This window comes from Mesorhizobium sp. M1143 (assembly GCF_040318435.1).
Classification (GTDB): Bacteria; Pseudomonadota; Alphaproteobacteria; order Rhizobiales; family Rhizobiaceae; genus Mesorhizobium.
Genome location: NZ_JAMYMJ010000160.1, coordinates 1 through 1,909 on the forward strand (window position 1 = coordinate 1; position 1,909 = coordinate 1,909).

1 protein-coding gene and 3 pseudogenes are annotated in these 1,909 nt (G+C 63.6%); 2 read left to right on the forward strand and 2 right to left on the reverse strand.

Annotated features, from left to right (window positions below; genetic code table 11):
* Both NKH35_RS31565 and NKH35_RS31570 read left to right on the forward strand, forming a co-directional pair.
* Positions 1-248: pseudogene (locus NKH35_RS31565) on the forward strand (transposase); the annotation flags it as partial.
* Between the two features lie 168 nt (positions 249-416).
* Positions 417-580, forward strand: a pseudogene (locus NKH35_RS31570) (LysR family transcriptional regulator); the annotation flags it as partial.
* Here NKH35_RS31570 and NKH35_RS31575 read toward each other — a convergent pair.
* Positions 567-1,772: a beta-ketoacyl-[acyl-carrier-protein] synthase family protein gene (locus tag NKH35_RS31575; protein WP_352917557.1), complete on the reverse strand. Its 1,206-nt coding sequence runs from the start codon at positions 1,770-1,772 to the stop codon at positions 567-569. The pseudogene NKH35_RS31570 and the gene NKH35_RS31575 overlap by 14 nt on opposite strands.
* Positions 1,773-1,909, reverse strand: a pseudogene (locus NKH35_RS31580) (nodulation protein NodF); the annotation flags it as partial.

Genomic DNA, 1,909 nt, shown 5'->3' on the forward strand with positions numbered 1-1,909 from the left:
ACCTGCGCCGTCTGGTGCGGGCGATCCGGATCAACTGGCCGAACATTCGAATCCTGCTCCGCGGGGATAGCCATTATTGCAACCCAGGTCATCGACTGGTGCTGCGCGTCGACTTCATCTTTGGCCTCGCGCCCACCACGACCCTGCGCAAGCATGTGGCGGATCTGGAGGCCAGCACGACAGCACGCCTGGAAGCGTCGGCCAAGAGAGGCAAGGTCCGCATGTTCAAGGAGCTCATTGACGGCGCCCGCGGCGCGGCCGGGCCGGCAGCACTCAGGCGACTATAACGGGCGCAGAGCCGACCCTGCGGCTTCCAGACATTGTCGTGTACAGCTTCAGACCCTCAAGCCGAGCCCGCATGGCCTCGCTTACCTTTTACGGGGCGGCGGTACGTCCAAGCCGGTTCAACAGTTAAGAATTTCGCAAAGACGATACCCCGGATCCTCGAGCTTCCGCTGCCACTTCCCGCATTCGCCGAGGCGGTCAATGACCCGCCCTTCACAAGGTTATCCCGGCAAGCATCTGGATGCGAGAGATAATGTTGCCGGAAGCATCTTTCATGGCTTCTACACCTGCCTGAACGCCAGAACCGCGTTCGTGCCGCCAAAGGCGAAGGAGTTGCTCAGTGCCACGCGCACCTTGCGCTCGCGTGCCACATTGGGCGTGACGTCGAGATCGCAATCGGGGTCCAGCTCACGATAATTGGCAGTCGGCGGGACGACGCTCTCGCGGATAGCCATCACGCAGGCGATCAACTCGAGCGCGCCGGACGCGCCGAGGCAATGCGCGTGCATGGACTTGGTAGAAGAAATGGACATTGAGAAGGCGTGCTGACCGAAGACGCGCTTGATCGCCGCCGTCTCGATCTGGTCGTGGGCCTTGGGGCCGGTGCCGTGCGCGTTGAGATAGTCGACATCCTCGGCGTCCAGCCTGGCATCGGCAAGGCAGGCCCGCATTGCTGCCTCCGGCCCCTCGACAGTCGGCGCGACGATGCCGGACGCATCGGCGGAAAGGCCGACACCGGCAATTTCGGCAAGGATGGTGGCGCCCCGAGCCAAGGCATGCTCGTAGCTTTCCAGCACCGCCATGCCGGCGCCTTCACCAAGCGACAGGCCCTGGCGATCGGCCGAGAATGGCCGGCAAGTATCGGGCGAAAGCACGCGGATCGCTTCCCATGCCTTCAGCACACCCCATATGAGCGGCGCTTCGCTGCCGCCGGCAAGCATCACGTCGGCCCGGCCGAGCCTGATCTGGTCCACCGCGCAGGCAATCGCATGGTTTGCCGAGGAACAGGCGGACGTGACGCCGAAGACCGGCCCGCGCAGGCCGAGACTCATGCTGACCTGGCCGGCAGCGGCACCCGGCATCGCCTTGGGTACAGTCAAGAGAGCGGCACGCTTACCGCCCAGAAGGATGGCGCGGTAGGTTTGCTCGATCGCATCCCACCCGCAGCCGCCAACGCCCACCGCCGCACCGAAGCGATAGCTATTTCCCTCTTTGGAGGAAAGTCCGGCCTGACGCATGGCTTCGCGCGCCGCAAGCACAGCGAGCAGGCTGAAGCGGTCCATGGAGATGAGTTGCTTGCTGTCGATGTCATGCTCCGGCAGGGCCTTGATCTCGGCACCGATCCTGACCCTCAACTCATGGAACTCGGAGTTGACGATTGGGCCGATGGCGGAGCGGCCTTCTCGCATCTCTGTCCAAATGGCGGCGGCGTTGGTTCCAAGCCCGCAAATCCCGCCAATCCCAGTAATCACGACGCGCCTGTCCATTCACACCCCCGTAGGGAGCAAGCTGCGCACGGCTTCCACCATGCCCCCAACATTCTGGAGATCCGACCATGCCTCGGCCGTATTCATCTCGATCTCGATGCCGTAGGCCTGCTCCAGGTCCCAGAGAACGTCCGCCA